We start from the raw sequence: 21510 nt of genomic DNA, 5'->3' as shown, positions 1-21510 counted from the left end.
TGTGCGTTTCCCCGCCAGAGCCGACTGCGTAGGATGAACAACCTGGCAAAAGGAAAATCACCTGTGATTGAGTTCTTGATGTATCTGGTTTTTGGCGCTGCCTTGGGAACCCTCGGCGGACTGTTCGGCATCGGTGGCGGGTTGGTCGCGATCCCGCTGCTGGGCGTGTGGTTCGGTCTTGATCAGCAGATTGCCCAAGGCACCGCGCTGGTGATGGTGGTGCCGAACGTGATGCTGGCGCTGTGGCGCTATCACCAGCGCAATCGCATCGAATTGCGGCATGCGCTGCCACTGGCCTCGATGGGATTTTGCTTCGCCTGGATCGGTTCGATCTGGGCGGTGGGTATCGATGCGCAAACCATGCGCTTGGGCTTCGTCGCTTTTCTGATCGCGCTGTCGGCCTACAACCTGATGCGGATGTTCACCACCAATGCACCGGCCTCTTCGCAGATGCGCTATTCCTGGCCGTGGCTGGGCGTGCTCGGCGCGGCTTCCGGGACGATGGGCGGACTATTTGGAGTGGGCGGGGCGGTGGTGGCAACGCCGGTGTTGACCAGCCTGTTCGGTACCACTCAAGTGGTTGCCCAAGGATTGGCGCTGGCGCTGGCGTTACCGAGTACGGGCGTCACCCTGGCGACTTATGCGGTGCACCATCAGGTGCATTGGGCAATCGGTGTGCCGTTGGCGGTCGGTGGATTGATGAGCATCAGTTGGGGCGTGAGAATTGCCCACGCATTGCCGGAGCGACTCCTGCGCGGGCTGTTCTGCGGTTTTCTGGTGGTCTGTGCGGTAATGCTCGCGTTTAAAGTTTAAAACCTTCCACGATGTGCTCGGCCAGGCATTCGGTGATCGGCGAAGGGTTGTTCAGGTTGCGGATCAGCATGATGCTGGCTTCCGGCAACAGCGGCAGGTCTTCGTTGGCACCAAGGATGCGCATGTCCGGTGTGATCAGGCTTTCCAGCTGCGCGGTGATTGCCAGGCCCGCGCTGACCACGGCCATCAACGCCGACAGGCTGGAGCTGTTGTAGGCAATCCGGTAGTCGCGGCCCATGGCGTCCAGGGCATTGCATGCCCAGAGGCGGCAGAAGCAATCGCTGTTGAACATCGCCAGCGGCAGCGGCGTTTGTTCATGGGCGCTGAAGCATTGGGCTTCGGCCCAGACAAAGCGCTCCTTGCGCAGCAGTTGGCCAATCTCGTTACCGGGCTCACGGGTGACGATGGACAGGTCCAGGTCCTGGCGCTGCAACAGTTGCCGGGTCGATTCGCAATGAACCTCGATCTGGATCAACGGGTAGAACTGTGCAAAGCGCGACAGGATGCCCGGCAGAAAACGCATGACGTAATCATCAGGCGTGCCGATGCGCACTGTGCCGACCATGTGCGGCTCGCGCAGGGTATTGAAGACTTCGCTGTGGAGTTTGAGGATGCGCCGTGCATAGCCCAGCAATACCTGGCCTTCGGCGGTCAGCTTGACCTGGCGCCCGTCGCGTTCGAACAGCTGGCGCTGCAACACGTCTTCTTCCAGGCGCTTCATCTGCATGCTCACCGCCGACTGAGTGCGGTTGACCATTTCACCGGCGCGGGTAAAACCGCCCTGATCGGCGATCGCGACGAAGGTGCGCAGTACATCGGTGTCGATACTGGGGTAGGCGGACATTCATCAATCTCCGAGATGTATGCCATCAGAAACATTCGTTGGATTGATCTTATCGCTGGCGCGAGACTTGAGCCATCCCTAAAGGAGGGCAATACGATGAAAGGTCATAACGAGCATGTAACGGAACAAAAATTCTCAATCCACGCGGTATCCGATCTGCTGCACAAGTTTAGTCGCTGGTACGAACTTCACCGTGAACGTGAAATGTTGGCGGGCTTGAGCGACGAAGCACTGAAGGATATCGGCGTGAGCCGTGCAGATGTGGAGCATGAAACGGTAAGACCGTTCTGGGATGATCCGATGCATAAATGATGATGCCATCGCTACACAAATCACTTGCGGGTGAGGTAGGTTGCGAGCAGACAAGGAGATGCTCATGCCCGCCACACTGTCTTTTTCCCTCAAACAGGCTCGGCGTCTGGCGCTGGCTGCCCAAGGGTTCAACGGGCGCCAGCCGCCAGCGGCGATCAAAGCGGTTCAGCTCAACCGGCTGATCGAGCGTCTGGGCATTCTGCAGATCGATTCGGTCAATGCGTTGGTGCGTTCGCACTACCTTCCCTTATTTTCCCGTCTTGGCAATTACTCCTCCGACTTGCTCGATCAGGCTGCCTGGAGTCAGGGCCGTCGACGCACGTTATTCGAATACTGGGGCCACGAAGCGTCGTTGTTGCCCTTGTCGATGTACCCCTTGATGCGTTGGCGCATGCAGCGCGCGACTCGTGGCGAAGACATCTATCAGCAACTGGCGCGCTTCGGTCATGAGCGGCAAGACACGATTCGCCGAGTTTTGGCGTCGGTTCAGGAGCTCGGTGCGCTGGGTGCGGGCAGCTTGTCGACCCGGCAGGAGCGGGCTGGGCCGTGGTGGGACTGGAGCGCGGAAAAGCATGCGCTGGAATGGCTGTTCGCTGCCGGTGAAGTGACCGTGGCCGGTCGGCGCGGGTTCGAACGGCTTTATGATTTGCCGGAGCGGGTGATTCCTTCGGCGATTCTTCAGCAGCCCTTGCTTGGCGAAGCCGAGGCTCAGCGCGGTCTGCTGCTGCACGCCGCCAATGCGTTGGGGGTGGCGACGGAAAAAGACCTGCGGGATTATTTTCGCTTGAGCCCTGCAGATAGCCGACCGCGTCTGGCGGAGCTGGTCGAGGCGGGTGATCTGCTGCTCTGTGAAATTGAAGGCTGGCGGCAACCGGCCTATTGCCTGGCAGAGCCGAAAGTACCGCGCAAGGTCGAGGCCAGTGCGCTGCTTTCACCGTTCGATTCGCTGATCTGGGAGCGCAGCCGCACCGAGCGATTGTTCGATTTCCGTTATCGGTTGGAGATTTATACGCCACAGCACAAGCGCATCTACGGCTATTACGTATTGCCGTTTTTGCACAATGAGCGGATTGCTGCGCGGGTCGACTTGCGTGCCGAAAGGGCGTTGGGCCGGTTGGCGGTGCATGCCGTGCATGAGGAAGAGCCGGGGCTGGATGAGGCGGGGATGTTGGCGTTGGCGGTCAATTTGCGGCAGATGGCGGATTGGTTGGGGCTGGCGCAGATTCAATTGAATTGCCCGCGAGCGAGTGCGGCAAGATTGCGGGTGGCATTGGCACAAATTGAGGGTGATTGAACCGACGCCATCGCGGGCAAGCCCGCTCCCACAATGACCGCGTCGTTCACAAATTATGTGTCTGGCGCTAACCCTGTGGGAGCGGCGGTGCGACGATTCGACTTGCCCGCGATGGCGGTCTGTCAGGTAATAAAAAATTTACTGACTCACCGTCGAACTTGCTTCAGGGTTTCAGCAATCAAAAACGCTAACTCCAGCGACTGATCGGCATTCATCCGCGGGTCGCAGTGGGTGTGGTAACGGTCCGACAACCCATCCTCGGTAATCGGCCGCGCACCGCCGATGCATTCGGTGACGTTCTGTCCGGTCATTTCGATGTGGATGCCGCCGGCATAACTGCCTTCTGCTTCGTGAACCTGGAAGAACTGTTTCACCTCTCCAAGGATCTGCGCGAAGTCACGGGTCTTGTAGCCGCTGCTGGCCTTGATGGTGTTGCCGTGCATCGGGTCGGAGCTCCACAGCACCTGCTTGCCTTCACGCTGCACCGCGCGGATCAGCTGCGGCAGGTGATCGCCGACCTTGTTCGCGCCCATCCGCGCAATCAGGTTCAGGCGACCCGGATCGTTGTCCGGGTTGAGCACATCGATCAGGCGAATCAGGTCTTCAGGGTTCATGCTCGGGCCGACCTTCACGCCGATCGGGTTGTGCACCCCGCGCAGGAATTCGACATGCGCACCGTCCAGTTGACGGGTACGGTCGCCGATCCACAGCATGTGGGCCGAGCAATCGTAGTAGTCGTTGGTCAGGCTGTCGCGACGCACGAAGGCTTCTTCGTAGTTCAGCAGCAGAGCTTCGTGGGCGGTGAAGAAACTGGTTTCGCGCAGTTGCGGCGAGCTGTCCATGCCGCAAGCACGCATGAAGGCCAGGGTTTCATCGATGCGATCAGCCAGATGGCTGTACTTCTCGGCCAGCGCCGAGTTGGCGATGAAGTCCAGGTTCCATTTGTGCACCTGATGCAGGTCGGCAAAGCCGCCCTGGGCAAAGGCGCGCAGCAGGTTCAGGGTTGCAGTGGACTGGTGGTAAGACTGCAGCAGACGATCCGGGTCCGGCACGCGGCTTTTTTCGTCGAAACCGATGCCGTTGACGATGTCGCCACGGTAGGCCGGCAGCGTTACGCCGTTGATGGTTTCATCGTTGGCCGAACGGGGTTTGGCGAACTGGCCGGCCATGCGTCCGACTTTGACCACCGGGCAACCGGCGGCAAAGGTCATGACGATCGCCATTTGCAGCAACACTTTAAACGTGTCTCGAATTTTCGCGGCAGAGAATTCGGCGAAGCTTTCGGCGCAGTCGCCGCCCTGCAACAGAAACGCCCGGCCCTGGGTGACTTCGGCAAACTGACGACGCAACTCCCGGGCTTCACCGGCAAACACCAGTGGCGGATAGCTCGCCAGGGTTTGCTCGACGTGCAGCAAATGCGCCGCGTCGGGGTATTGGGGTTGTTGCTGGATCGGCAGGGCGCGCCAGCTGTCAGGGCTCCAGGGTTGGCTCATTGCAGTCTCTAGTGTTTTACGCTCGGACGGTTATGTTATCAGCAATTAGTGCGTGACCTGTTCCCGTCGCTTCGCGGACAATCGCGCCTTTGCCGCCACCCACGCGGTCTTATTGCGCTGCTATTTACTGCATTGCAGGCCCGGTAACGATCAGGAGACGAAATGACTGAGGAGCGCGTCGAGCATCTGCTCGCCGAGGTACAGGATGAATTCGGCGTGATTCGCGTGCTGGAAGTGGCCGATTACCGTTTTCTGGAGTTCGGTGATGCCATCGAACAGAGCTGCGTGTTCACCGCTGACCCGAGCTGGCTCGAGTACGATTACACCCGGGCGATGCTGATTGGCGCGCTGTGCCACGAGCAGCCGGAAAGCGCGCTGTTCCTCGGGCTCGGCGCCGGCACGCTGACCCAGGCTTGCCTGAAGTTCCTGCCGCTGGAAGACGTCGAAGCCATCGAGCTGCGCCCCGATGTGCCGCGCCTGGCCATCGAATACCTCGGGCTCGATGACGATCCGCGGCTGTACATTCGCGTCGGCGATGCCCTGGAGCTACTCGAAACGGCTGAGCCGGCCGATCTGATTTTCGTCGACCTCTATACCGATGTCGGGCCGGGTGTCGGGCATCTGGCCTGGGGTTTTCTGGAAAACTGTCAGAAACGTTTGAATCCGGGTGGCTGGCTGGTGATCAACCAGTGGGCCACCGACGATGGTCGACCGTTGGGGGCGGCGTTGCTGCGCGGCCTCTATCACCGGCATTACTGGGAGTTGCCGGTGAAGGAGGGCAACGTGATTCTGATCGTGCCCTCCGAGCTGGATCAGGAGCTGGATATGGAGGGGCTGATTGCGCGCGCTGAAGGCCTGGCGCCGCGATTGGGGTATTCGTTGCAGTCGTTGATCAAGGCGATCCGGCCGGCGACATAAGTCGGCGTCTGTGAGGTCCTCATCGCGGGCAAGCCCGCTCCCACAGTGATTTGCGTCGTTCACGGACCTGTGGGAGCGGGCTTGCCCGCGATGAGGCCCTCACAGTCAACACATGCCTCAAAGCCCTTTGAAAACGCCCGGCCGCTTCTCGAGCATCGACCGCACACCCTCCTTGGCATCCTCGCTATTGAGCAATGTCTTCACCAGCGCCGGCAAAGCCTGAGCTGCCGCCATTTCACCCTCATAGCGCGCCTGCCGGGCAGACATCAGCGTTGCCTGAACCCCCAGCGGTGCCTGCCGGGCAATCCGCTCGGCCAACTCGACCGCCCGCGGCAACAAGTCCTCGCTGGCCATGACCTCCTGCACCAACCCCAGATGCAAGGCGTCATGAGCGTCGAACTCATCGCCAGTAAGCAACCAGCGCATCGCATTGCCCCAGCCGGCCACCTGATGCAGGCGCAAGGTGGCGCCGCCGAACGGGAAGATCCCGCGTTGCACTTCCTTCTGCGCAAAACGGGTATTGCTGGCGCACAGGTTGATGTCGGCAGCCAGCATCAACTCGATGCCAACGGTCAGGCAGTAGCCTTGAGCCGCGACAATCACCGGTTTGCTGACCCTGGGGCCTGCGAGCACGCCCCATGGGTCGCAGCCACCGGGCGGTGCCTGCCAGCCTTCGGCCAGGGCCGCGCCGGCGCTGACCAGATCCAGCCCGGCGGTGAAATGCTCACCATGACCGAACACCACCGCGACCCGCGCCTCGCTGTCGGCCTCGAACTCGCCATAGGCCAGACTGAGTTCATTGAGCAGGTCGAGGTCGAAGGCATTGCGTTTGGCCACCCGATCCAGGCCGATCATCAGGACATGACCGTGTCGTTCACGGGTTACACGACTGGGGCTGGGCTGATTCATGGAAGATTTCCTCGGGCGGGAAGGGGGGTGTCAGACCGAAGGTCTGCGTCACAAGAGTGAACCGTTTTAGCGCCATCGTCAGCAGGGCCGGGCCTTTGCAAAATAGACCGTCGCACGAATATCCGCAAAGCCCGTGACACAACGCTATGCGCCGGTTTTTTCCGATAAAAAAAGCTCCCTTTTCGGGCTAATTCCGGTATAGTGCGCGCCGGCCTTTAACCGGGCCGCGTTTAGGTAGCGCAATTCCCCGAAGCCAGCTTCGGCTGCACGTCCGCACAGCGGACTCTTCCTTGACGAATCTTTTTCATTCATTCGTTTTCGCAAATCCCCGCCGACAAAGCAGCCAGGGCGACTCTTGAGTCTTACACGGCATGCGCAGCTTTGGAGCATGGGTCTTTGCGGATGCACTTAGAGGCAGACCCATGACCCAGGAAACCGGCGGCTTCGCCGCTTTTAATCTTAATCCGAATATTCTTGCAGCCGTCATTGCGACCGGCTACGAAGAGCCTTCGGCTATTCAGCAGCAATCGATCCCGATCATCATGGCCGGCCACGACATGATTGGCCAAGCGCAAACCGGTACGGGTAAAACCGCCGCGTTCGCCCTGCCGATCCTGCACCGCATCGATCCTGCCAAGCGCGAGCCGCAAGCCCTGATCCTGGCGCCAACCCGTGAGTTGGCGCTGCAAGTAGCAACCGCTTTCGAAACCTACGCCAAGCAAATGCCGGGCGTTACCGTTGTGGCCGTTTACGGCGGCGCGCCTATGGGCCCACAACTGAAAGCAATCCGTAATGGCGCACAGATCGTTGTCGCCACGCCGGGCCGTCTGTGCGACCACCTGCGTCGTGACGAAAAAGTTCTGGCTACCGTGAACCACCTGGTTCTCGACGAAGCTGATGAAATGCTCAAACTGGGTTTCATGGACGACCTCGAAGTTATCTTCAAGGCCCTGCCAGCAACCCGTCAGACAGTATTGTTCTCGGCCACCCTGCCGCAGTCGATCCGTGCCATTGCTGAACGCCATCTGCGCGATCCGCAACACGTGAAGATCCAGACCAAGACTCAGACCGTTACCGCGATCGAACAGGCTCACCTGTTGGTTCACGCTGACCAGAAGACCTCGGCTGTATTGAGCCTGCTGGAAGTGGAAGATTTCGACGCCCTGATCATGTTCGTGCGCACCAAGCAAGCGACCCTGGACCTGGCCAGTGCCCTGGAAGCCAAAGGCTACAAAGCCGCTGCGCTGAACGGTGACATTGCTCAGAACCAGCGTGAGCGCGTGATCGAATCCCTCAAGGATGGTCGTCTGGACATCGTTGTGGCGACCGACGTTGCCGCTCGTGGTCTGGACGTTCCGCGTATCACTCACGTGTTCAACGTTGACATGCCGTACGATCCTGAGTCCTACGTTCACCGTATCGGCCGTACCGGCCGTGCCGGTCGCGAAGGTCGTGCGCTGCTGCTGGTGACTCCGCGTGAGCGCCGCATGCTGCAAGTGATCGAGCGTGTAACCGGTCAGAAGGTTGCCGAAGTTCGTCTGCCGGATGCCCAGGCCGTTCTCGATGCCCGCATCAAGAAACTGACCAACAGCCTGTCGCCGCTGGTCGCTGATGCCGAATCGACTCACGGTGATCTGCTGGATCGCCTGACCGCCGACATCGGTTGCACCCCGCGTGCACTGGCCGCTGCTCTGCTGCGCAAGGCAACCAACGCTCAGGCGCTGACCCTGGCTGCAATCGAGAAAGAACGTCCACTGGTGCCGAACAACGCACCGCGTGGCGATCGTCCAGAGCGTTCCGGTGATCGTCCGGACCGTGGTGATCGTGAGCGTCGCGCTCCGGTTCCATTGGCTGAAGGTCGTGCTCGTTGCCGTACCGCGCTGGGTGCGCGTGATGGTATCGCTGCCAAGAACCTGCTGGGCGCCATCCTGAATGAAGGCGGTTTGGCGCGTGAAGCCATCGGTCGCATCCAGGTGCGTGACAGCTTCAGCCTCGTCGAGCTGCCGGAAGATGGTCTGGAGAAACTCCTGACCAAACTGAAGGACACTCGCGTTGCCGGTAAGCAGTTGAAGCTGCGTCGCTACCGCGAAGATTAATCCGCTCTCGAGCTGATTGATCGAACATAAAAAATCCCCGACTGGTTCGGGGATTTTTTTTGCCTGATCGTTCCCACGCTCTGCGTGGGAATTAATCAATGGACGCTCTGCGTCCGCTTCTGGGGCGCGGAGCGTCCCGGGCTGCATTCCCACGCAGAGCGTGGGAACGATCAAGTGTCAGCCAAAGCGATAAATGTCCATCCCAAGTGCTCCCATGGTGAAACCCTTGTGCGCAATGCTGAACTCACCCCCGGCCGCGCGGGCAAAGTACAGCGGCAGCAGATGCTCGTCACTCGGATGGTTGCGCACAGCATTCGGAGCTTGCTGACGATAGTCGTGCAATGCGGCTTCGTCGTTCGCTTCGAGTTTCTCGATCATCCAGTCGCGGAACGCCTTGGCCCAGGGTTCGACGCTTTCCGGGCCAGCGTGCCAGTCCAGTTCGCGCAGGTTGTGGGTGATGCTGCCGGAGCCGATCAACAGCACACCGTGCTCGCGCAGGCTGGCCAACGCATGGCCGACACGGGTTTGCAGGGCAGGGCCGCCACGGGTGGGCAGCGAGACCTGCACCACCGGGATATCAGCTTGCGGATACATCAACGCCAAGGGCACCCAAACACCATGGTCGAACGGTCGCTGGCTGTCGATCCGCGCCGGCAGGCCATCGGCTTTCAGCAGCTCGACCACCTCCGCCGCCAGTTGTGGATTGCCGGGGGCCGGGTATTGCACCTCGAACAAGGCCTGCGGAAAGCCGCCGAAGTCGTGCCAGGTTTCAGGTTGGGGGTTGCCGCTGACCAGCAGTTCGCTGCTTTCCCAGTGCGCGGAAACCATCACGATGGCCCTGGGTTTCGGCAATGCCGCGGCCAGGCGCGCGAGAGCCGGCCCGCTGGCGCCAGGTTCCAGGGCTAGCATCGGGGAGCCATGAGAGATATACAGGCTGGGGAACATGTATGAGCTCCTGAGAGTAAGATGGCACCATCTTCAGTCAGATCATTGATCTAAATCTAATATAAGTTTTAGGGTCTTTTGATCGAATTTTTCGGGGTTAATTATGCAGCCGGAGTTTTGGCACAAACGATGGGCGTCGAATCAGATCGGCTTTCATCTGCCGGAAGTGAATCCTTATCTGCAACGGTTCTGGCCAGCGCTGAGCCTGGAAAAGGGCGCTCGCGTGCTGGTGCCGCTGTGTGGGAAAAGTCTGGATCTGTTGTGGCTGGCGCACCTAGGTCATGAGGTCTTGGGGATTGAGCTGTCGGAAAAGGCCGTGGAGGATTTCTTCAGTGAGCATCAATTTGACCCGGACGTCAGTGAGCAGGGGCCGTTCAAGGTCTACCGTGCCGGTTCAATCGAGTTGTGGTGTGGCGATTTCTTTGAGCTGACGGCAGGCGATGTCGCCGATTGCAGTGGGCTGTACGACCGCGCGGCGTTGATTGCCCTGCCGCCGGCAATGCGTGAGCAGTATGCGGCTCATTTGATTCGGATTCTGCCGCAGGATTCTTTAGGGCTTTTGATTACGCTGGATTACGACCAGGCGCAAATGGCCGGGCCACCGTTTGCTGTGCTTGATGACGAGGTGCAACGGTTGTTCGGCGATGTGTGGGCGCTGAAGACTCTGGAAGACCAGGATGTTCTGGGCGAGAGCTGGAAGTTTCTCGAGGCCGGTGTGACGCGGCTTGAGGAGCGGGTTTATCGGATTTCCAGTCGATAAAAGCTGCTGATTGTGCTGACCTCATCGCGGGCAAGCCCGCTCCCACAGGGGATGGTGGTGCATCGACAAACGCATATCCTTGTGGGAGCGGGCTTGCCCGCGATGAGGGTCTCAAGAGCACCGCACTAATCAAACAGACAAAAAAAGGCCCGCATCACTGCGGGCCTTTTTTTGTGCAGAGCCTGTCAGCCCCGACGACGCAGTGCGTCAATGCGCTCTTCCAGCGGCGGGTGGCTCATGAACATGCGGGCGAACCCTTGTTTGAGACCGCCGTTGATGCCGAAGGCATTCAGCGTATCCGGCATGTGTACCGGCAGCCCTTGTTCTGCACGCAGACGCTGCAGCGCACCGATCATTGCACTGGTACCCGCCAGGCGCGCACCGGCATCATCGGCCCGGAATTCGCGCTTGCGCGAGAACCACATGACGATGGCGCTGGCCAGGATGCCCAGGACCAGTTCGGCGAAGATGGTCGCTACGTAGTAGGCGATACCTTGGCCTTCTTCGTTCTTGAAGATCACCTTGTCGACAAAGTTGCCGATAATCCGGGCGAAGAACATCACGAAGGTGTTCACCACGCCCTGGATCAACGCCAGGGTGACCATGTCGCCATTGGCCACGTGGCCGATTTCGTGGGCCAGAACGGCTTTCACTTCATCCGGCGAGAAACGCTCGAGCAAGCCCTGGCTGACCGCGACCAGTGCGTCGTTCTTGTTCCAGCCGGTGGCGAAGGCGTTGGCTTCATAGGCCGGGAAAATCCCGACTTCGGGCATCTTGATCCCGGCTTCGCGGGACAGTTGCTCGACTGTTTGCAGCAGCCATTGCTCGTGCCGGGTGCGCGGCTGGCTGATGATCTGGGTGCTGGTACTCATTTTCGCCATCCACTTGGAGATGAACAGCGAGAACAGGGAACCGGCGAAACCAAAGACCGCACAGAAAATCAGCAGCTGATTGAGGTTGAGATCAACCCCGTTGGCCGCCATGAACCCGTTGAAGCCGAAAAGGCTCAGGGTGATGCTGGCAATCAGCACGACCGCCAGGTTAGTGGCCAAAAACAGCAAAATGCGCATCATGGTTGTAGAAATCTCCTCGTGCTAAAGATGTAGCGTACTGCGGGGTATATAAGGTGCTGCACCGGGCTATTCAACCGAGTGACTATTTCAAACTGTGTCCTACAGCAACAGTCTAGCGGCTTGAAGGGCATTTCCGACGTCGGCATGGGAAACGGTTGTCAGCCAATTAGCCTCGCAGGCCCCCGCCGTTGTTAGGCGCGGGCATGAAACGTGTCATCAGTCAGCGCTTGAAACAACGATGCAGGGTAGGGGGCAAAGATATGTTGCTGAATTAATCACCGTGCGACTTTAACCAGCGTCGCACGGTGACAGGCCACTTACTGGCGATAGGATTTGAGGAAGTTACCGATCCGGCCAATCGCCTGGTCCAGGTCGTCGAGTCGTGGCAGGGTGACCACGCGGAAGTGGTCCGGCCATGGCCAGTTGAAGGCCGTACCCTGTACCACCAGCAGCTTCTCGGAGAGCAGCAGGTCAAGCACGAATTTCTCGTCGTTGTGGATCGGGCAGACTTTCGGATCGATCCGCGGGAACGCATACAGCGCGCCCATCGGCTTGACGCAGCTCACGCCCGGAATGTCGTTCAGCAGTTCCCAGGTACGATTGCGCTGTTCCAGTAGACGCCCTTGCGGCAGCACCAGATCGTTGATGCTCTGATAGCCGCCCAGCGCGGTCTGGATGGCGTGCTGGCTCGGCACGTTGGCGCACAGGCGCATGTTGGCCAATATGTCGATGCCTTCGATGTAGCTCTGGGCGTGATGTTTCGGACCGGAAATAGCGACCCAGCCGGAACGGAAGCCAGCCACACGATAGGACTTGGACAGACCGTTGAAGGTCATGCACAGCAAATCCGGCGCCAGCGAGGCGGTGCAGATGTGTACGGCGTCGTCGTACAGAATCTTGTCGTAGATCTCGTCGGAGAACACCACCAGATTGTGCTGACGGGCCAGTTCCAGCATGCCCAGCAGGACTTCTTTCGAGTACACCGAGCCGGTCGGGTTGTTCGGGTTGATGATCACCAGAGCCTTGGTGTTCGGGGTGATCTTGGCCTTGATGTCCGCCAGATCTGGCCACCAGTTGGCCTGTTCATCGCACAAGTAATGCACCGCGTTGCCGCCCGCCAGGCTCACTGCGGCGGTCCACAGCGGATAGTCGGGAGCCGGCACCAGCACTTCGTCGCCGTTGTTGAGCAGGGCCTGCATCGACATCACGATCAGCTCGGAAACGCCGTTGCCCAGATAGATGTCTTCGATGCCGACGCCTTCTACCTGTTTTTGCTGGTAGTACTGCATCACAGCCTTGCGAGCGCTGAACAACCCCTTGGAGTCGCTGTAGCCCTGGGCGGTCGGCAGGTTGCGGATCACGTCCTGAAGGATTTCATCCGGTGCTTCGAAACCAAAGGGGGCCGGGTTGCCGATGTTCAGCTTGAGGATGCGATGGCCTTCCTCTTCCAGGCGTTTGGCGTGCTTGAGCACTGGGCCGCGAATGTCGTAGCAGACGTTGGCGAGCTTGTTCGATTTGCTGACCTGCATGGCGATGTGTTCCCGAAAATGAACGATCCAGGCGGCGTATGAACGACCGTACTGGGAATCCTGCGTATTCACACAGGCCTGACGCCTCGAATGGCGGCACTCATAATCCGTTTGAATGCACGTGGTCTGGCTGCCAGACTGGCGTTTGACGAGGCGCAATCATACGTGCCGCCCGATCCGTGGAAAAGGTACAGATCGGGCTTTTTCAGCTGCTGAGGTGTAACAATGGAAAAGTTGGAAAAAACCCTGGAAGAATGGCGTGCAATGCTCGACCCGGAGCAGTACAACGTTTGCCGCCTCAAGGGCACCGAACGGCCGTTCTCCGGTAAGTACAACGACAGCAAGGTCGACGGTGTTTACCACTGCATCTGCTGCAACTCGCCGCTGTTCGACTCAAAGACCAAATTCGATTCCGGCTGCGGCTGGCCGAGCTTCTACGCGCCGATCGGCGACAGCGCCATGGTCGAGATCCGTGATGTCAGCCACGGCATGATCCGCACCGAAGTGGTCTGCGCCACATGCGATGCGCATCTGGGGCATGTGTTCCCGGATGGTCCGCCGCCCACTGGCTTGCGTTATTGCATCAACTCGGTGTGCCTGGACCTCGTTCCCCGCTCGTAATGCGAGCCCGGTAGGAGCGAAGCTTGCTCGCGAAGGCGTCTTGGCATTCAACATTGATGTTGACTGGCCCAGCGCCTTCGCGAGCGCTCCTACAGATGAATGGTGTTCAATATTTTAAATTGCACACAATTAAATTGCTCGCTATGTTTGGTCTTTGTTCTTCCATTCGGAGTTCGTGCCATGAGCGACAACCTGCTGAGCATTCCTTGCACCACCATCAAGGGCGAGCAAAAGACCCTGGCCGATTTCGCCGGCAAAGCGGTGCTGGTGGTCAACACCGCCAGCAAATGCGGGTTCACCCCGCAGTACAAAGGCCTCGAAGAGCTGTGGCAGACCTACAAGGATCAAGGCCTGGTGGTGCTCGGCTTTCCTTGCAATCAGTTCGGCAAACAAGAGCCGGGCAACGAGGGGGCGATTTCCGAGTTCTGCGAGTTGAATTACGGGGTGAGTTTCCCGCTGTTCAAGAAAATCGAAGTGAATGGTGCCGACGCCCATCCACTGTTCGTTCAGCTGAAAAAGCGCGCACCGGGCGTGCTGGGCTCCCAAGGCATCAAGTGGAACTTCACCAAATTCCTGATCGGCAAGGACGGCCAGTTGGTCAAGCGCTTTGCTCCGGCGACCAAACCGCAGGACCTGAGCCGTGAGATCGAAGCCCTGCTCAAATGAATACGTTGTCAGTTGATTCGCTGAAGCTCGACAGTCAGCTCTGCTTCAAGCTGTATGCGGCTTCTCGGGCGGTGATTCGTGCCTATAAGCCGATGCTCGATCAGTTGGGCCTGACTTACCCGCAATACCTGGCGATGCTGGTGTTGTGGGAATGGCAGGAGGCAGCGCCGGAGCAGCCGACGGTCAAGGCCTTGGGTGAGCGCCTGGCGCTGGATTCCGGGACGCTGACGCCGCTGCTCAAGCGGCTTGAGCAACTGCAGATGGTGCAGCGTCAGCGTTCGGCGCGCGATGAGCGTGAGGTGCACTTGAGCCTGTCGCCCGCCGGCAAGGCGTTGCGCGATCAGGTCGGGCCGCTCAAGGCCCGGCTGTTGTGCGATAGCGGCGTCGATCTTGATCGCCTGAATGATCTGCGCGATGGCCTCGATCACCTGCTGGGGCAAATCAAAGCGCTGTCGTAGTGGGTATCCACAAGTCGAGCAGGGCGGCCAGTTCTTCTCGGCGGAAGGGTTTGGCCAGGTAGTCACTCATGCCCGCCGCACGGCAGCGTTCGCGTTCTTCGGACATGGCGTTGGCGGTCAGGGCGACGATGGGCAACTGTGGCCAGCGCCCGCTGCGGCGAATCTGCCGACTGGCTTCATAGCCGTCCATCACCGGCATGTTGCAATCCATCAGCACCAGATCGAATTCGCTCTGCTCAAGTTGATCCAGCGCTTCACCGCCGTGGGCCGCGACGCTCACCTCGCAACCGAGTTTTCCGAGCATTCCCTTGGCCACCAACTGATTGACCGGGTTGTCCTCCACCAGCAGGATGCGTCCGCGTCGCAGGGGTGAGATGGCTTCGATCCGGGCGCCGTTGATCGTGGTGAGTTCCGGCTGCAAGATCCGCCGCAATGCCTGATAAAGCGCGTTACGCGCCAAAGGCCGTGCCTGCTGCTGCAAAGGCGCCAGGGCGTTGGCTTGCTCGCCGGGCAGGAAACTGCCGTAAGCGGTCACCAGCAGAATCGGCGCGGTGAAGCCAGGACGCAGGCCAAACAGGCATTCGGGACAGTCGGTGATCAGCACATCCGGCTCCAGACCGATCAACCGGTCATCGATGGAGCGCTGCTGATAGTCGAGCCCCCAGCCGGGCAGCAGACTGCTCAACAGTTCCGCCAGACCGCTGCTGGCGGCGGTGATCGCGACGATGTTGCCCCGCAGTGCTGCCGGAGAAATGGCCCGGGTATGGCAGGGTAGAGGCAGGTCGGCGCAGAACTGACTGCCGAATCCCGCTTCCGAGCTGATCGTCAGACGCCCCTGCATGGCTTCGCAGAGGCTATAAGTCAGCGCCAGACCCAAACCGGTCCCACCGAATTGCCGGGTAATACCGGCACCGGCCTGGGTGAATGGCTGGAAGATTTTGACCTGCGCATCCTGGGCGATACCGATGCCGGTGTCGCAGACTTCGATCCGTACGCCGTCTTCGAACATGGAAAGACGCACATCGACCCGCCCGAAACGGGTGAACTTGAGGGCGTTGGACAACAGGTTGCTGACAATCTGCCGGACCCGGGTCGGATCGCCGAGCACCAGTGCAGGAAAATGCGGGTCGATCAGGCATGCCAACTCGACACTCGGCGCGGCGTTCTGGGACAGCAGGTTGGCGGTGTCTTCGATCAGCGAACCAAGGTCGAATGGAATGTGTTCGAGTTCAAGCTGGCCGGCATCGAACTTCGACAGGTCGAGAATATCGTTGAGCAGTTCCACCAGCACTTTGCCCGAGTCATGGGCGATGGACAGCTGTTGCTGCTGCTCGGCATTGAGCGGTCCGTCCAGCGAGAGCGCGATCATCCCCAGCAGACCGTTGAGGGGCGTGCGGATTTCATGACTCATGTTGGCCAGGAACACCGAGCGCGCTTCGGCCATGTCCAGGGCAGTGCTGCGGGCGACTTCCAGTTCCTCGTTGGATTGGCTGAGGCGGGTATTGATCGCCTTGAGTTCGGCGGTGCGGGCCGAGACGATATTTTCCAGTTGCGAGAGGTAGTCGGTCAGACGGTTTTCAGCGTTGCGCCGTTGCTGGATTTCGGTGGCGATGTTTTCAAACTGCTGATTGGCGACCTTGACCAAGACCCCGATTTCATCGTTTTCATGCCCTGTCGGACACTCCAGCAACGTCGGTTCCGCGCTGCGCGGATCACGGCCACTGAGTTCGCGGATGACCCGCACCAGCGGTTTGGTCAGCATCACGTAAAACAGCGCCAGCAGAATACCCGTGAGAATCAGGCTGCGCGCAAAGCCGTTGAGCAGGGTCACTTCGGCCCGGCGCAGGAAGCGGCTGCCGAAGGTGTAGGTGTCGACTTCCAGTTGCAAGGTCCCGAGGGATTCGTCCGGCAAGTGATCGAGGTAAAGGCGGTCTGCGAATTGCCGGTTGGCGCCGAACAGGAAGTCGCTGATCATCCGGTCATTGTTTTCCAGGCCCGGACGTTTGACGCTGGCCAGCACGGTATTGTTGTTATCGGTCAATTGCGCGCCGATGATTGCCGGGGAGCGCAACAGACCCAGGGCCAGTTCCTGAGCGAGTTCGGCATCAATGTTATAGGCGATGCGGGACGCGGGGTTATGGCTGATTTCCAGCAAGGACAGTATTTCGCGGTTGATGGAGGCGTCTTCGCTGGCATAATCGATGCCTATTTGCAGCAGGCTGAGCAGCGTGCCCAGAATGAAACCGGCCAGCACCGTAACCCGGGCTTGTTTGTACGACAGCCGGTGGCTGAACTTGATATCCATGGGATGTTGAACCACTTCCGTTTCCCTTCGCTGCTCAAGCATAGTCGATCAATGGATACCGATGTTCTCGCAAAACACCTGTAGGGGTGTAGATGCTGTGTTTCGTCGCTGTACCGCCATCATTACCGTGAACGTGCCCCGAGGAGAAGACGTGGATTCCCGATTGAATGCTTTTCTTGAACGCGCCGATGCCGTTCTGGCCCGTATCGAACCGCTGCTGCCTGCCCCTCGGCAAGCCATCGACTGGACGCACTGCCTGGCCGCACGCTGGCAGCGCGAGGGACGCAGCGGTTTTCTGTTGCCGCTGCAAGTCAGCCTCGACACGCGTTTGTCCGACCTGATTGGCGTTGACCGGCAACTGGAGCAATTGGGCCGCAACACCCGACAGTTCCTCGACGGCATGCCGGCCAACCACGCCTTGCTCTGGGGCTCGCGTGGCACCGGTAAATCTTCGCTGGTGCGCGCCTTGCTGTCGGAACACGCCAAAAGCGGCCTGCGGCTGATAGAGATCGAACGCGATCACTTGGCGGACTTGCCGCGCGTGGTCGAGCAGATCGCCAAGTTGCCGCAGCGCTTTGTGCTGTTCTGCGATGACCTGTCGTTCGAATCGGGTGAGGGCGATTACCGCGTGCTCAAGAGCGTGCTCGATGGTTCTCTCGAACAGGCGCCAGACAACGTTCTGCTGTACGCCACTTCCAACCGCCGCCATCTGGTGCCGGAAAAGGAAAGCGATAACGAGAACTGGAAAAGGGTCGATGGCGAACTCCATCCCAGTGAGGCGGTGGAAGACAAGATCGCGCTGTCGGACCGTTTTGGTCTGTGGCTGTCGTTCTATCCATTTACTCAGGAGCATTTCCTCAACGTCGTCGAACACTGGATCGGCCAATTGGCTGACAAGGCCGGCCTTGAGTGGCAGCGTGATGAAGCGCTGGACATCCTCGCGGTGCGCTGGGCCACGGGCCGGGGCAATCGCAACGGGCGTTGCGCGTATCAATTTGCCCGCTATTGGGTCGGGCTGAAGCTGTTGGAGCACAAGGCATGATTGATTTGCAAAAAAGCGGCCAAGGCCTTGAGGGCTATGGCATGTTGTGGGCACAACTGGAATCGCTGCTGGCGGACGAGCGTGATTTTATCGCCAACGCCGCACAATTTTCGGCGTTTCTGTTCAACCAGCTCGACGATCTGAACTGGGCGGGTTTCTACCTTAATCGCAACGAAGAACTGGTACTTGGTCCGTTTCAGGGGCAGATCGCCTGTGTACGAATTCCATTCGGTCGCGGTGTGTGCGGGGCGGCGGCGGCCACCTTGCAGACTCAACGGGTTGAAGATGTACACGCGTTCCCCGGGCACATCGCCTGCGACAGTGCCTCGAACAGTGAACTGGTGGTGCCACTGGTCAAGGACGGTCGACTGATCGGTGTGCTGGACCTCGACAGCCCGAAGCTCGCACGTTTTACCGCTGGCGATCAGGCCGGTATCGAACAACTGGCGGCGATTTTCCTGCGTCTGACCGACTGCTGATCAGGCCATCAAGCCGGCCTTGATCAGCAGGCTTGACGGGTCGACCGCATCAATCTGCCGTGGGTCGAGAAAACGGTTGGCGTACTGCAAGTAGACTTCGTCGTTGATGAACAGCCCGAACAACTCAGCGTCAATGTGGGCGTCACGGCACATGGTGGCCATGATGCCCAGCGCTTCGCTCAAGGACTTGGCTTTCTTGTAGGGGCGATCGGCGGCGGTCAGCGCTTCGAAAATATCGGCTATCGCGATCATCCGCGCCGGCAAGCTCATGTCTTCGCGTTTCAACCGTTTGGGATAACCGGTGCCGTCCATTTTTTCGTGGTGGCCGCCGGCGATCTCCGCGATGTTATTGAGGTGGCCGGGGAAGGGCAGGTGATTGAGCATCAGAATCGTCTGCACCATGTGGTGATTGATGATGTAGCGCTCCTCGCGGGTCAGGGTGCCTCGGGTGATGCCCAGATTGTAAAGCTCGCCCCGGTTGTACTTGTAGCGCGGTACGTCGAGCTTGAACCCCCACGGATTATCGGCCGGGATCAGTTCGCTGTCGGCGCGTTCGAGCAAGTGTTCGGGTTTATCCGCCAGCAGTGGCTCGCTGACCGGCAGGGTCGGCGTCGGGGTCCGGGCCTGGCGACGGTTCTCTTCCCACGAGACCCCCAGTCGATCATCCAGGGTTCGGGTCCAGGTGCGTTGGGCGATGGTGTTCAGGCGTTGCAGATCGGCCTCGGCCATGGCCTCGCTGCCGAGATTGCAGCGGGCGATGAACGCGAAATCATCATCCAGCGCCGCCAGGTTCGCATTGCGCAATTGCGCCAGACGCTGTTCGTCTCCTCCCAGGGCGATGGCCTGCCAATAGTTGATCCAGGCATCACGCTTGAGTACTTCGAAACGGGTGCGGATTTCGTGGATGCGGTCGTTCAGGGTCTCAAGCTTCGTGGCTTTGTCGACCACGTATTCAGGCGTAGTGACCTTGCCGCAATCATGCAGCCAGGCGGCGATGTGCAGGGTTTCCCATTCATCTTCGGTGGGCTGATAGCTGCTGAAGGCCGGGTCCTGACTGGCTGCGGCCGCCTGCGCCAGCATCAGCGTCAGTACCGGCACCCGCTGGCAGTGCCCGCCGGTATAGGGACTCTTGGCATCGATCGCGCCAGCCAGCAGTTGAATAAATGAGTCCAGCAACTGCTTCTGCTTGGCTTGCAGGCGCTGACTTTCGATACTCACCGCGGCGGCACCGGAAACCGCCTGGAGAAACGCGATGCGGTCCGGGCGAAGTTTTTCCAGGTCGTCCTGCGTGCCGCTGTCGGCCAGCAGCAAGACCAGCAGCCCGACTGTTTCGTTGTGACGATTGTGCAGCCGGATACCGATCAGATGAACCCGTGGGCACTCCAGTGCCAGCAAAACCTTCTGCAAATCCCCCGCCTCTTCAAAACCCAGGCTGGTGACGACATTGTTGGTGCTCGACAATTTCTGCATCCATTGAGGGCTCTGCAGATCCTGAGGTGTGTGTCCTTGAATGGCGAATGACGGCAATGCCTGTGAGCTCCCATTGATGACCAGCGCATGAGGCTCCACGCGATCGTCATCACTTTCGCGCAGGTAGAGCAGACCGGCCTGGGCCTGGCCGATCTTCACGGTTTCAAACAGCACCCGTTGCAGCAGCGGGGCGAAACGGGTCTCGGCGCTCAGGCTGTCGGTGATCTGGAAAAAACTCGCCAGGGTGTCTTTCATACGCGCCATCGACACGCTCAATTGGTCGACTTCAAGCACTGGCGAGCGACGGGAAGCCGGAAAATTGAAATCGAAACTGCGAATTGCATCGGCTTCCTGCACCAGGGCACGCAAGGGTTTGACCAGGATTCTCGAGGTCAGCCAACCCATCGGCAGGCACAACAGCAGCGTCGCCAGGGTAATCAACGCGCCTTGCCAGCGCATGCGGTAGGCATCGACGAGCAATTCGTCCTCCGGCACCAGTAGTGCCAGTTGCAGTCCCTGCGGGCCACCCTCCTGGATACTGCTGCGCGCCACGATCCATTGACGACCCGCGGCGTTCAATCGATTGACCTCGGCGGGGCTGGTGAGCAGCGCCGCGAGTGTGGGGCTCAGGTCTGCGGCTTTGGTCAACCGCGCCGTCTGGTCGTCGATAATCAGTTTGCTACTGTCGGGGTAGGCGATGGCATTCCCCTCGGCATCGAACAGCACAATTTCGGTACTGGGGGTCACCACATGTTCGGCCAGGGTCGCCGACAGTTCCGCCAGCGTAAGGTCGGCCCCCATCACCGCATGCTCGCCACTGCTCCGGGCCAGTGTGGTGCCGACATTGTGGGTGGAGAAAAAAAGGTAGGGCGCGGTGGTGATCTGATCACGGTTGCCGCGGGCGCTGGAGAACCAGGCACGGGCACGGGGATCGTAGGTTTCGTCGGGGTTGTCCTGACGACTGATGAGGGCCAGGTTCTGATCGAAAAACAATGATTGGGAGCGGATCTGACCGCTGCTTGAGTGTTCGATGCTCCATACCTGATACGCCGCCGTGTCGGGTGCCTTGACCAGTGCTTTCAGGGCTCCGGTCGGCAAAGGACGAACCATGAAGAAGTCGCCATTGCTGTAACCCAGATATAACGAGGCCAGATCGGGGTTGTCCTTGAGTGATTGGCTGAAGGGCTTGAGCAACGCCAGGCGCTGCTCAAGGCCGGGCGCCTGGGTCGCCGGAATATCCGCCAGCAGGCTCAGCAGGTGGCGAATCGGCTGATAGATGCGATGCAGGTCCAGACGGACATCCTGCTCGATACGGTTGAAGAGTTTTTCGCTGCTGGAAAGAATGATCCGGGTGGTTTGCCGATAGTTGAAAATGCCCAGTACCACCCCGGTCAGTAACAACAGGAAGGTGAACATCACGCTGATATGGATGTGCAGGGGGAACCGGCGTTGATCCGGGCGCAGTGGGCTGGGCATTGCAGCT

19 protein-coding genes are annotated in these 21510 nt (G+C 59.6%); 11 read left to right on the top strand and 8 right to left on the bottom strand.

All coding sequences use genetic code 11. From position 1 onward, the window contains the following. The first annotated feature begins 63 nt into the window (after positions 1–63). Positions 64–813, top strand: coding sequence for a sulfite exporter TauE/SafE family protein (locus tag AB3226_RS06395; protein WP_315866334.1), 750 nt, complete (start codon positions 64–66; stop codon positions 811–813). Here AB3226_RS06395 and AB3226_RS06390 read toward each other — a convergent pair. Further along, the gene (locus tag AB3226_RS06390) at positions 803–1657 is read right to left on the bottom strand and encodes a LysR substrate-binding domain-containing protein (protein ID WP_007899911.1); all 855 of its coding nucleotides are present in this window, start codon (positions 1655–1657) and stop codon (positions 803–805) included. The two genes, AB3226_RS06395 and AB3226_RS06390, sit on opposite strands and share 11 nt — an antisense overlap. Positions 1658–1753: 96 nt before the next feature. On the opposite strand from AB3226_RS06390, the gene AB3226_RS06385 reads away from it, so the two are divergent. Then, complete coding sequence (locus AB3226_RS06385) at positions 1754–1969, top strand: DUF1127 domain-containing protein (protein WP_008075682.1); 216 nt, start codon at positions 1754–1756, stop codon at positions 1967–1969. A 64-nt stretch (positions 1970–2033) separates the two neighbouring features. Further along, positions 2034–3263 carry a winged helix-turn-helix domain-containing protein gene (locus tag AB3226_RS06380; RefSeq protein WP_367372453.1) on the top strand — a complete coding sequence of 410 codons (1230 nt, stop codon included), beginning with the start codon at positions 2034–2036 and terminating at the stop codon, positions 3261–3263. Between the two features lie 146 nt (positions 3264–3409). Here the strand turns inward: AB3226_RS06380 and AB3226_RS06375 are convergent, their stop codons facing one another. Further along, positions 3410–4756: a class II 3-deoxy-7-phosphoheptulonate synthase gene (locus AB3226_RS06375; RefSeq protein WP_007899909.1), complete on the bottom strand. Its 1347-nt coding sequence runs from the start codon at positions 4754–4756 to the stop codon at positions 3410–3412. Between the two features lie 162 nt (positions 4757–4918). On the opposite strand from AB3226_RS06375, the gene AB3226_RS06370 reads away from it, so the two are divergent. Next, positions 4919–5674, top strand: a complete 756-nt coding sequence (locus AB3226_RS06370) for a spermidine synthase (RefSeq protein ID WP_367372452.1) — start codon at positions 4919–4921, stop codon at positions 5672–5674. 117 nt (positions 5675–5791) lie between these two features. Here the strand turns inward: AB3226_RS06370 and AB3226_RS06365 are convergent, their stop codons facing one another. Beyond that, complete coding sequence (locus tag AB3226_RS06365; protein WP_367372451.1) at positions 5792–6583, bottom strand: crotonase/enoyl-CoA hydratase family protein; 792 nt, start codon at positions 6581–6583, stop codon at positions 5792–5794. Between the two features lie 422 nt (positions 6584–7005). Here AB3226_RS06365 and AB3226_RS06360 point away from each other — a divergent pair, with 422 nt between their 5' ends. Continuing rightward, a complete protein-coding gene (locus tag AB3226_RS06360; protein ID WP_007899905.1) occupies positions 7006–8679 on the top strand; it encodes a DEAD/DEAH box helicase in 1674 nt (557 codons plus the stop codon). A 177-nt stretch (positions 8680–8856) separates the two neighbouring features. Here the strand turns inward: AB3226_RS06360 and AB3226_RS06355 are convergent, their stop codons facing one another. After that, positions 8857–9624, bottom strand: coding sequence for a class III extradiol ring-cleavage dioxygenase (locus tag AB3226_RS06355; RefSeq protein ID WP_367372450.1), 768 nt, complete (start codon positions 9622–9624; stop codon positions 8857–8859). Between the two features lie 103 nt (positions 9625–9727). On the opposite strand from AB3226_RS06355, the gene AB3226_RS06350 reads away from it, so the two are divergent. After that, positions 9728–10384 (top strand): thiopurine S-methyltransferase, encoded by a 657-nt coding sequence (locus AB3226_RS06350; protein WP_367372449.1) that lies wholly within the window; start codon positions 9728–9730, stop codon positions 10382–10384. A 185-nt stretch (positions 10385–10569) separates the two neighbouring features. On the opposite strand, the gene htpX is transcribed toward AB3226_RS06350, so the two are convergent. Beyond that, entirely contained in the window at positions 10570–11457 is an 888-nt protein-coding gene (gene htpX / locus AB3226_RS06345) for a protease HtpX (RefSeq protein WP_008075669.1), read from the bottom strand. Between the two features lie 317 nt (positions 11458–11774). Further along, positions 11775–12986 carry a pyridoxal phosphate-dependent aminotransferase gene (locus tag AB3226_RS06340; protein WP_367375762.1) on the bottom strand — a complete coding sequence of 404 codons (1212 nt, stop codon included), beginning with the start codon at positions 12984–12986 and terminating at the stop codon, positions 11775–11777. A 225-nt stretch (positions 12987–13211) separates the two neighbouring features. Here AB3226_RS06340 and msrB point away from each other — a divergent pair, with 225 nt between their 5' ends. The 3 genes from msrB to AB3226_RS06325 all read left to right on the top strand — a co-directional run bounded on the left by msrB (position 13212) and on the right by AB3226_RS06325 (position 14731). Beyond that, positions 13212–13607 carry a peptide-methionine (R)-S-oxide reductase MsrB gene (gene msrB / locus AB3226_RS06335; protein ID WP_367372448.1) on the top strand — a complete coding sequence of 132 codons (396 nt, stop codon included), beginning with the start codon at positions 13212–13214 and terminating at the stop codon, positions 13605–13607. A 180-nt stretch (positions 13608–13787) separates the two neighbouring features. Continuing rightward, complete coding sequence (locus tag AB3226_RS06330; RefSeq protein ID WP_008009392.1) at positions 13788–14273, top strand: glutathione peroxidase; 486 nt, start codon at positions 13788–13790, stop codon at positions 14271–14273. Beyond that, a complete protein-coding gene (locus tag AB3226_RS06325; RefSeq protein WP_123357686.1) occupies positions 14270–14731 on the top strand; it encodes a MarR family winged helix-turn-helix transcriptional regulator in 462 nt (153 codons plus the stop codon). The genes AB3226_RS06330 and AB3226_RS06325 overlap by 4 nt, the downstream gene beginning before the upstream one ends. Here AB3226_RS06325 and AB3226_RS06320 read toward each other — a convergent pair. After that, positions 14715–17036 carry a response regulator gene (locus tag AB3226_RS06320; RefSeq protein ID WP_367372447.1) on the bottom strand — a complete coding sequence of 774 codons (2322 nt, stop codon included), beginning with the start codon at positions 17034–17036 and terminating at the stop codon, positions 14715–14717. The genes AB3226_RS06325 and AB3226_RS06320 overlap by 17 nt on opposite strands. Positions 17037–17187: 151 nt before the next feature. Here AB3226_RS06320 and AB3226_RS06315 point away from each other — a divergent pair, with 151 nt between their 5' ends. Together AB3226_RS06315 and AB3226_RS06310 are read left to right on the top strand one after the other, a co-directional pair. Beyond that, positions 17188–18078 carry an ATP-binding protein gene (locus tag AB3226_RS06315; RefSeq protein WP_095055472.1) on the top strand — a complete coding sequence of 297 codons (891 nt, stop codon included), beginning with the start codon at positions 17188–17190 and terminating at the stop codon, positions 18076–18078. Next, entirely contained in the window at positions 18075–18557 is a 483-nt protein-coding gene (locus AB3226_RS06310) for a GAF domain-containing protein (protein WP_367372446.1), read from the top strand. The genes AB3226_RS06315 and AB3226_RS06310 overlap by 4 nt, the downstream gene beginning before the upstream one ends. Here AB3226_RS06310 and AB3226_RS06305 read toward each other — a convergent pair whose 3' ends face one another. Further along, a complete protein-coding gene (locus AB3226_RS06305; RefSeq protein ID WP_367372445.1) occupies positions 18558–21503 on the bottom strand; it encodes an HD domain-containing phosphohydrolase in 2946 nt (981 codons plus the stop codon). Positions 21504–21510 lie beyond the last annotated feature (7 nt).

The organism is Pseudomonas lini, assembly GCF_964063345.1.
GTDB classification, from domain to species: domain Bacteria; phylum Pseudomonadota; class Gammaproteobacteria; order Pseudomonadales; family Pseudomonadaceae; genus Aquipseudomonas; species Aquipseudomonas lini_B.
Note: the sequence above shows the minus strand (reverse complement) of the source record. Positions and strands in the feature narration are given on the sequence as shown.

What these genes read in the sequence shown, in the direction of transcription:
- AB3226_RS06350 (WP_367372449.1), top strand. Translation starts at nt 9,728, where the DNA reads ATGCAGCCGGAGTTTTGGCACAAACGATGGGCGTCGAATCAGATCGGC.
- AB3226_RS06320 (WP_367372447.1), bottom strand. Translation starts at nt 17,036, where the DNA reads ATGGATATCAAGTTCAGCCACCGGCTGTCGTACAAACAAGCCCGGGTT.
- AB3226_RS06330 (WP_008009392.1), top strand. Translation starts at nt 13,788, where the DNA reads ATGAGCGACAACCTGCTGAGCATTCCTTGCACCACCATCAAGGGCGAG.
- AB3226_RS06385 (WP_008075682.1), top strand. Translation starts at nt 1,754, where the DNA reads ATGAAAGGTCATAACGAGCATGTAACGGAACAAAAATTCTCAATCCAC.
- AB3226_RS06370 (WP_367372452.1), top strand. Translation starts at nt 4,919, where the DNA reads ATGACTGAGGAGCGCGTCGAGCATCTGCTCGCCGAGGTACAGGATGAA.
- AB3226_RS06340 (WP_367375762.1), bottom strand. Translation starts at nt 12,986, where the DNA reads ATGCAGGTCAGCAAATCGAACAAGCTCGCCAACGTCTGCTACGACATT.
- htpX (WP_008075669.1), bottom strand. Translation starts at nt 11,457, where the DNA reads ATGATGCGCATTTTGCTGTTTTTGGCCACTAACCTGGCGGTCGTGCTG.
- AB3226_RS06360 (WP_007899905.1), top strand. Translation starts at nt 7,006, where the DNA reads ATGACCCAGGAAACCGGCGGCTTCGCCGCTTTTAATCTTAATCCGAAT.
- AB3226_RS06310 (WP_367372446.1), top strand. Translation starts at nt 18,075, where the DNA reads ATGATTGATTTGCAAAAAAGCGGCCAAGGCCTTGAGGGCTATGGCATG.
- AB3226_RS06380 (WP_367372453.1), top strand. Translation starts at nt 2,034, where the DNA reads ATGCCCGCCACACTGTCTTTTTCCCTCAAACAGGCTCGGCGTCTGGCG.
- AB3226_RS06325 (WP_123357686.1), top strand. Translation starts at nt 14,270, where the DNA reads ATGAATACGTTGTCAGTTGATTCGCTGAAGCTCGACAGTCAGCTCTGC.
- msrB (WP_367372448.1), top strand. Translation starts at nt 13,212, where the DNA reads ATGGAAAAGTTGGAAAAAACCCTGGAAGAATGGCGTGCAATGCTCGAC.
- AB3226_RS06355 (WP_367372450.1), bottom strand. Translation starts at nt 9,624, where the DNA reads ATGTTCCCCAGCCTGTATATCTCTCATGGCTCCCCGATGCTAGCCCTG.
- AB3226_RS06390 (WP_007899911.1), bottom strand. Translation starts at nt 1,657, where the DNA reads ATGTCCGCCTACCCCAGTATCGACACCGATGTACTGCGCACCTTCGTC.
- AB3226_RS06305 (WP_367372445.1), bottom strand. Translation starts at nt 21,503, where the DNA reads ATGCCCAGCCCACTGCGCCCGGATCAACGCCGGTTCCCCCTGCACATC.
- AB3226_RS06375 (WP_007899909.1), bottom strand. Translation starts at nt 4,756, where the DNA reads ATGAGCCAACCCTGGAGCCCTGACAGCTGGCGCGCCCTGCCGATCCAG.
- AB3226_RS06365 (WP_367372451.1), bottom strand. Translation starts at nt 6,583, where the DNA reads ATGAATCAGCCCAGCCCCAGTCGTGTAACCCGTGAACGACACGGTCAT.